The following is a 7278-nucleotide window of genomic DNA, read 5'->3' on the forward strand; positions in this document are numbered from 1 at the left end:
CGTCAGGGCTTCTTGTCGTCCTTCGCCGGCTTCGCGCCGCCCGGACCCTTGTCGCTCTTCTTCTCGTTGCCGCGGTCCTGCTGTTGAGGCTGCTGGGGCTGCTGCGGGGTCGGCTGCGGCTGCTGGACCACGGGCGCGACCGCCACGGAGATGGTCACGGTCGAGCCGACCGTCACGCGACCCGTCGGATCCACGACGACGACCGTCCCGGCCGTCTGGGACGACTCGACGTCCGTCCGCTTCACCGTGAGGCCGAGGTCGCCGAGGGTGGCCGCGACCTCGTCGGCGGGCCGCCCCACCAGGTCGGCCGGCACCATCACGCGGCCGGACGCCACCTGCAGGGTCACCGGGTCCCTCGTCGGCACGGCGGCGCCCTCCTTCGGGCTCTGGCCGACGACCTCGCCCTCCTTCGCGTCCGGCTGGTCGACGGTCTCCGTCCTCACCGACCCGCCCACCGCCTCGACGTCCTTCGTCGCGCTGGCGACCGACTGACCGACGACGTCGGGCACGGTCTTGTCGTCGCCGCCGAACAGGCCGCCGGTGGTGCCGACCAGCAGCGCGACGACCGCGAGCGCCGCGACGCCGGCGAACACCGCCATCCCGCGCCGACGCCGGTGCGGCTCCTCCGGCGGGACGTCCATCGCGGCGGTGGCGGCGACGGGCGCGAACGCCGACGTCGAGGCCGTCGCGCCGGTCGGACCCAGGGCTCCCATCGGCGCGGTCGTCGCACCCGCGTAGGCGGGCAGCACCTCGGTGACGCCGTCGGTGCGACCCTGCACCGCGTCGCGTACCTGCGCCGCGGTCGGACGCCTCGCCGGGTCCTTCTCGGTCATGGTCGCGACCAGCCGGCGCAGCGGCTCCGGGACGCTGTCGGGAAGCGGTGGCAGCGGGTCGCCCACCTGGGCCAGCGCGGTCGCCACCGACGTCTCTCGACGGAACGGCGAGGTGCCGGTGAGGCACTGGTAGGCCACGAGGCCGAGCGAGTACACGTCGGAGGCGCCGGTGGCCGTCAGGCCGCGCGCCTGCTCGGGGCTGATGTAGTCGACCGTGCCCAGCACGTTGCCCGTCTGGGTCAGCGGCTCACGCGACGCGCCGATCGCAATGCCGAAGTCGACGAGCACCGGCCGCGACCCTGCCGCGAGCACGATGTTGGCGGGCTTGACGTCGCGGTGCACGATGTCGGCGGCGTGGGCGGCCGCGAGCCCGTCAGCGACACCCCCGAGCAGCCGCTCCACGGCATCGGGCGCGAGCGTGCCGCGCTGCTTGAGCACCTCCGAGACGGCCGTCCCCTCGACCAGCTGCATGACGATGAACGGGTCGCCGTCCTCGCTCGACTCGTCCTCGCCGACGTCGTAGACGGTCGCGATGCCCGGGTGGTGCAGGCGCCCGGCGGTGCGGCCCTCCTCCTCGAAACGGACGCGCGCGGCGGTGTCGTCGCCCACCTGGTCGCCCTTGAGGATCTTCACCGCGACGTCGCGGTGAAGGCGCAGGTCGCGGGCGCGGTGGACCCGTCCCATGCCACCGGCGCCCAGGAGCTCACCGAGCTCGTAGCGGTCGTTCAAGCGTTCGGCCATTCGACCAGGCTAGAGCTCATCGGCCGAGGGCGCGCGCGTCGTGGCCACCCCCACACGGCCGTCTCGGAGGACGGCAGGCGTCCTCGTCGGGCCTGAGCACGGGAATCTGACAGAAGCACGGAGAGCACTCCGTGCGAACGTCAGGAAGCCGGGCCCCGCTGGAGATTCCCAGGTCGACCTGGGAATCTCCGGTCAGGCGGGGGCGAGGCGGAGGAGGCGGCCGGAGCCGGCGTCCTCGAGCAGCCAGATGGAGCCATCCGGCGCCTGCTCGACGGCTCGGACCCGCTGGCCCTCCACGATCGTCTCGTCCTCTCCAGCGGTCGTGCCGTCGAGGTCGACGCGGACGAGGGACTCGCCCGACAGCGCGCCGAGGAACGCGTCTCCCTTCCACTCCGGGAACAGGTCGCCGGTGTAGATGAGCAGGCTGCCCGGCGAGATCGACGGGGTCCAGCCGGTGCGTGGCGCGACGAAGCCGTCGCCGTCGGTGTGGTCGGGGATCTCGCCGCCGCCGTAGTCGCTGCCGTTGGACGCCTCGGGCCAGCCGTAGTTGCCGCCCTTCTCGATGATGTTGAGCTCGTCGCCGCCCTCGGGTCCCATCTCGCTCGACCACAGTGTGCCGTCGTCGGCGAACTCCAGGCCGAGCGGGTTGCGGTGGCCCCAGCTCCAGATCTGCGCCGACGCCCCGCCCTCGTCCGCCAGCGGGTTGCCGGGCGCCGGCTCGCCGTCGAGCGTGAGCCGCACGATGGTGCCGAGCGTGTTCGACGTGTCCTGCGCCGGCGTCTTCTGCTGACGGTCGCCGGAGCTGATGAAGAGGTGCTCGCCGTCCGGGTCGAAGGCGATCCGGTGCGAGAAGTGCCCGTTGCCGGACACCGTCGGCGTCTGCCGCCACACGACCTCGAGGTCCTCGAGCGCCGCCGACCCGTCGCCGGTCGCCAGCCGCGCGCGGCCGACCACGGCGCCTGTGCCGCCGTCGCCCGCCTCCGCCCAGCTCAGGTAGACCCGCTGGTCGTCCTCGAAGCTCGGCGCGACGACGACGTCGCCGAGCCCGCCCTGTCCGGCGGCGACGACGTCGGGCACGCCCGACACCTCCGTCCGCTCACCCGTCTCGGCGTCGCGCAGGGTCAGCGTGCCGGTGCGCTCGGTGACGAGCAGGTCACCCGTCCCGGGCACGAAGGCCATTGCCCAGGGCGTCTCGAAGCGGTCGACCTCCTCCACCTCGAACGGCGGGTTGCCGCTCGCCGACGTCGCCGGGGTCGAGGCCGGCGAGGCCTCGTCCTGACGGGGTTCGGGGTCCGTGGAGCAGCCCGCCACGAGGACGGCCGCGAGCCCGAGTCCGAGAAGCCTCATGTGTCGAGTGTCACCGAGCGCCCCAAGCCCCGCAGGTCGAGAGGACGAGGGCCCGACCGGATGCCGCGACCGGCGACCAGTGCCACCGTGGGGTCATGAGCAGCGACCGACAGGACCGTCCCGCCACCCGCCACCGCCGACCCGACGGCGTCTCCGACGACACCGTCGAGGCGCTCGGCAAGCTCAGCGAGGCCCTGGAGGCCGTCGAGGAGGCACGCGGTTCGCTCTATGCCTTCCACCGGCTGTCCGGGCACGCCGACCTGCAGGCTGGCGAGGCCGCCGACCTGCTGCGCGAGGCCGGCTACAGCGACCTCGCCGACCGGATCGAGACCGAGCTGGTCGGCCGCAACGTCATCGAGGGACGCTGGACGTTCCAGCTCGTCGAGGAGTACGACGAGGGCTACTACGCGACCTTCAAGGACCTCGAGCGCACCGCCCGCGACAGCCTGGTCGACGGCCGACCCCACCTGTTCGAGGCGGAGATGAAGGAGGACCGGCGCACCCACGGTCGCCGTCACCACGAGGCCACGCCGGGCTGAGCGGGTATGCTCAGGTGCGCGTGCCGACGTAGATCGTCGCGCTCGACGTGCCCCCGGTGAGCGGGTTGTCGAACGTCACCACGTGGGCCTCGGCCGTCGCGAAGGCCTGGCGCATCACGTCGACGAACGCGTCGTCCGGCGGCTCGTCGGACCACAGCCCGAACACCCCGTCGTCGACCAGCATGCGTGCCGCGGCCCGCTGTCCCTCGACGGTGTAGAAGTCGCCGTGGTCGGTGCGCAGCAGCCAGTCGGGCGCATGGTCGATGTCGACGAGCAGCACGTCGACCGGCTGTTCCAGACGACCCGTGCGCACGAGATCGAAGAAGTCGTCGCGCACCAGGGTGGTGCGGGGGTCCGACGCCAGCCCACGCGTGTCGTCGAACAGCTCCTCGCGGTGCCAGCGGATCACCGCGTCGAGCGCGTCGACGACCACGAGCTCGGTGACCCGCTCGTCGCGCAGCGCCTCGAAGGCGGTGTAGCCGAGACCGAGCCCACCGACCATCACCCGCAGCGACGAGCCCGCGGCCTCACGCAGCCCGAGCTCGGCGAGCGCCCGCTCGCTCACCGTGAACTGGCTCGACATCAGGTAGTCCTCGCCGAGCTTGACCTCGTGCACCTCACGCTGGGTCACCAGGTCGAACCGGCGACGCAGCACCACCAGGCCCCACGGCGTCTCCGCCCAGTCGAGCTCCTCGAACCTCGCCATCGTCGCCCCTTCGCCTTGGCTCGCTCCCGGCCCGACGGTAGCCGCCGGTAAGGTCGGGTCGATGTCCTCCCCCACCGTGCTCGCCGAGGCCGCCCGCCGTCGCACCTTCGCCGTCATCTCCCACCCGGACGCCGGCAAGTCGACGCTCACCGAGGCGCTGGCCCTGCACGCACGCGTGATCTCCGAGGCCGGCGCCACGCACGGCAAGGCCGGCCGCCGCGCCACCGTCTCGGACTGGATGGAGATGGAGAAGGAGCGCGGCATCTCGATCTCGTCCACGGCACTGCAGTTCGAGCACCGCGGCCACGTCGTCAACCTGGTCGACACCCCCGGCCACGCGGACTTCTCCGAGGACACGTACCGCGTGCTCAGCGCGGTCGACTTCGCCGTCATGCTGCTCGACGGCGCGAAGGGCCTGGAGCCGCAGACGCTCAAGCTGTTCGACGTCTGCCACCGCAGCGGCATCCCGGTGATCACCGTGGTCAACAAGTGGGACCGTCCCGGGCTCGACCCGCTCGAGCTGCTCGACCAGATCCAGCAGCGCATCGACATCCGTCCCACGCCGCTCACGTGGCCGATCGGCATCGCAGGCGACTTCCGCGGCGTCCTCGACCGTCGGCTCGGGCACGCGGTCGAGTACGAGCGCACGTCGGGCGGCGCCACCATCGCCGGCGAGACCGTGCACTCCCCCGACGACGCGGCGACCGTCTTCGGCGACGCCTGGGAGGAGGCGGTCGGCGGGCACGAGCTGCTCGCCGCCGACGGCGCCGACCACGACCCCGAGGAGTTCCTCGCCGGACGCACCACCCCCGTGCTCTTCGCGGCGGCCGCGCTGAACTTCGGCGTCACGCAGCTGCTCGACACGATGCTCGAGCTGGCGCCCGCACCACGCCCCCGCCTCGACGCCCAGGGCGAGCCGCGCGCCGTCGACTCCCCCTTCAGCGCCTTCGTGTTCAAGATCCAGGCAGGCATGAACACCGCCCACCGCGACCACGTCGCCTTCGCCCGCATCTGCTCGGGCGTCTTCGAGCGCGGCGAGGTCGTGCAGCACACCCAGGGCGGGCGACCGTTCGCGACCAAGTACGCGCAGAACCTCTTCGGCCGCGACCGCGAGACCACCGACCTCGCCTACCCCGGCGACGTGATCGGCCTGGTCAACGCCTCCCAGCTCGGCATCGGCGACACGCTCTACCTCGGCCCGAAGGTCGAGTACCCGCCGATCCCGCAGTTCGCGCCCGAGCACTTCGCGACGATCAGCGCCCGCGACACGTCGCGGTTCAAGCAGTTCCGGCGAGGCATCGAGCAGCTCGACCGCGAAGGCGTCGTGCAGGTGCTCCGCTCGACACTGCGCGGCGACCAGTCGCCGGTGCTCGCCGCCGTCGGGCCGATGCAGTTCGAGGTGGTCACCGACCGGCTGCAGCGCGAGTTCAACGCCGAGACCCGTCTCGACTTCCTCCCCTACTCGCTGGCCCGACGCATCCAGCCGGCCGACCGCGAGGCGCTCGCCGGCATCAACGGCGTCGAGACGTTCGAGCGCAGCGACGGCACCGCGCTCGCGGTGTTCAGCGACCGCTGGCGCCTGCAGTTCGTCTCGCGCCAGCACCCCGACATCACGTTCGAGTCGCTGTCGGCCGACGTCGACGACCGCGCACCTCTGTCCTGAGGAGCACCCCCGGCGCGTCCGCTCAGGAGCGCAGTCGCCATGCCGGCCACCGGTGCGGCTCGTCAGGGAGCTCGGTGGGGAACGGTGCCTTGTGGTTCCACCAGCCGCCGTCGTGCCCGAGGGGGCCCTCGATCCGTTGGTGGATCGTCCAGGCGGCGCTCCCGTCGCGCGCCGGGACCTCGCGCCACTCGCTCAGACGCCCCTCGACGATCGACAGCACCGTGTGCTCCAGATGGTCGAGGAGGTCTGCCACGTCGTCGTCGCACGCGTCGCAGCCGCAGTCGGGCCAGCTGTCCTCGAAGCGGAAGCCCGCTGCGACCTTCGCGTCCGGCAGCGGTCCGCCACCGATCTGCAGCCGCAGCACGGCTCCCCCACCGGGCGGGGTGAGCACCGTCGTCGGTCGACCGTCGACCACGTCGTCGCGCCGCTCCACCTCGTAGGTGACCACCAGGTGCTCGAGCAGCGCGCGGGCCACCACGACGACCGGTACGAACCGCTCGGGGTGGGTGCAGCGGCTGTAGGCCTCCTCGGGCGGGTCGCCCCGCAGGGTGCCGTAGGGCACCGGACGCCCCTCGTCGTCGAGGAACGTCGCGATCTCGACGTCGGGCCTGCGGTACGCGCTCACGGTCGCCGATCCTGGCACGGCCCCCGTCCGACGAGCACCCGATTTTCATGCAGGCCCGGGCCCTCGGTCCCGCCTACACCGCCGGGTTCCGAGGACCTTGGTCCCTAGGGGGCGGGGCTCGTCGTCCGTAGCCTGGTCCACGACACGCGGCGGGTCGGGCGGTGTCTCGAAGCCAGGGGTCGAGACAGCGCGCGGTCGGCGCGGATCCGAGACCGCGCCGACCGTCGCCCCGCCCGGGCGTCGCCCAGGTCGGGCAGTCGCGTCAAGGACGCGACGCCGGGTTCAGGGTCGCTCGACCTCGCCGCGCCACGCACCCGTCGGCTCCCCGCCGCGGCGCTCGATGAACTCCTTGAAGCGCTCAAGGTCGCCGCGGGTGCGGCGGTCGAGCAGGCCCGCCTTGTCGGCGATCTGCTCGACGAAGCCGTCGGGGTCGACGTCCATCTGCACCGTCACGCGCGTGGTCTGGTCCGACAGCCGGTGGAACGTGACGACGCCTGCGTGCTGGGGTCCGCTGTCGGACGTCCAGGCGACCCGCTCGTCGGGGTGCTGCTCGGTGACCGTCGCGTCGAACTCGCGCGTGACCGGGCCGACCTGGACCACCCAGTGCAGGTGCGTGTCGTCGATCTGGTCGATGCGCTCGACGCCCTCCATGAAGGCGGGAAAGTCCTCGAACTGGGTCCACTGGTCGTACGCGGTGCGCACGTCGACATCGACGTCGACGGACTCGGTGATCGTGCTCATGGGCTGTCCTCTCGCAGAAGGCTGTACCCCTCTGGACTACCCGTCCCGGGGGGGGGGGGGAAGGGGGGAGGGGGGAGGGGGGG

Annotated in this window: 7 protein-coding genes; 2 read left to right on the forward strand and 5 right to left on the reverse strand. The window is 72.5% G+C overall.

Annotated elements, in window-relative coordinates:
* Nucleotides 1-2: 2 nt before the first annotated feature.
* A complete protein-coding gene (locus AC3WRM_RS13910) occupies nucleotides 3-1574 on the reverse strand; it encodes a protein kinase domain-containing protein (RefSeq protein WP_492249024.1) in 1572 nt (523 codons plus the stop codon).
* Between the two features lie 192 nt (nucleotides 1575-1766).
* The gene (locus tag AC3WRM_RS13915) at nucleotides 1767-2921 is read right to left on the reverse strand and encodes a PQQ-dependent sugar dehydrogenase (RefSeq protein WP_492249025.1); all 1155 of its coding nucleotides are present in this window, start codon (nucleotides 2919-2921) and stop codon (nucleotides 1767-1769) included.
* Between the two features lie 95 nt (nucleotides 2922-3016).
* Between AC3WRM_RS13915 and AC3WRM_RS13920 the strand changes: the two genes are divergently transcribed.
* Nucleotides 3017-3460: a hypothetical protein gene (locus AC3WRM_RS13920; RefSeq protein WP_492249026.1), complete on the forward strand. Its 444-nt coding sequence runs from the start codon at nucleotides 3017-3019 to the stop codon at nucleotides 3458-3460.
* Between the two features lie 10 nt (nucleotides 3461-3470).
* On the opposite strand, the gene AC3WRM_RS13925 is transcribed toward AC3WRM_RS13920, so the two are convergent.
* Nucleotides 3471-4166 carry a polyamine aminopropyltransferase gene (locus AC3WRM_RS13925; protein WP_492249027.1) on the reverse strand — a complete coding sequence of 232 codons (696 nt, stop codon included), beginning with the start codon at nucleotides 4164-4166 and terminating at the stop codon, nucleotides 3471-3473.
* 61 nt (nucleotides 4167-4227) lie between these two features.
* Here AC3WRM_RS13925 and AC3WRM_RS13930 point away from each other — a divergent pair, with 61 nt between their 5' ends.
* Nucleotides 4228-5829 carry a peptide chain release factor 3 gene (locus tag AC3WRM_RS13930; protein ID WP_492249028.1) on the forward strand — a complete coding sequence of 534 codons (1602 nt, stop codon included), beginning with the start codon at nucleotides 4228-4230 and terminating at the stop codon, nucleotides 5827-5829.
* Nucleotides 5830-5851: 22 nt separating this feature from the next.
* On the opposite strand, the gene AC3WRM_RS13935 is transcribed toward AC3WRM_RS13930, so the two are convergent.
* Nucleotides 5852-6454: a DUF6226 family protein gene (locus AC3WRM_RS13935; RefSeq protein WP_492249029.1), complete on the reverse strand. Its 603-nt coding sequence runs from the start codon at nucleotides 6452-6454 to the stop codon at nucleotides 5852-5854.
* Nucleotides 6455-6736: 282 nt separating this feature from the next.
* Nucleotides 6737-7195: an SRPBCC family protein gene (locus tag AC3WRM_RS13940; RefSeq protein WP_492249030.1), complete on the reverse strand. Its 459-nt coding sequence runs from the start codon at nucleotides 7193-7195 to the stop codon at nucleotides 6737-6739.
* Between the last annotated feature and the right edge of the window lie 83 nt (nucleotides 7196-7278).

This window comes from Aeromicrobium sp. EU05-FHT14F07 (genome assembly GCF_058790455.1).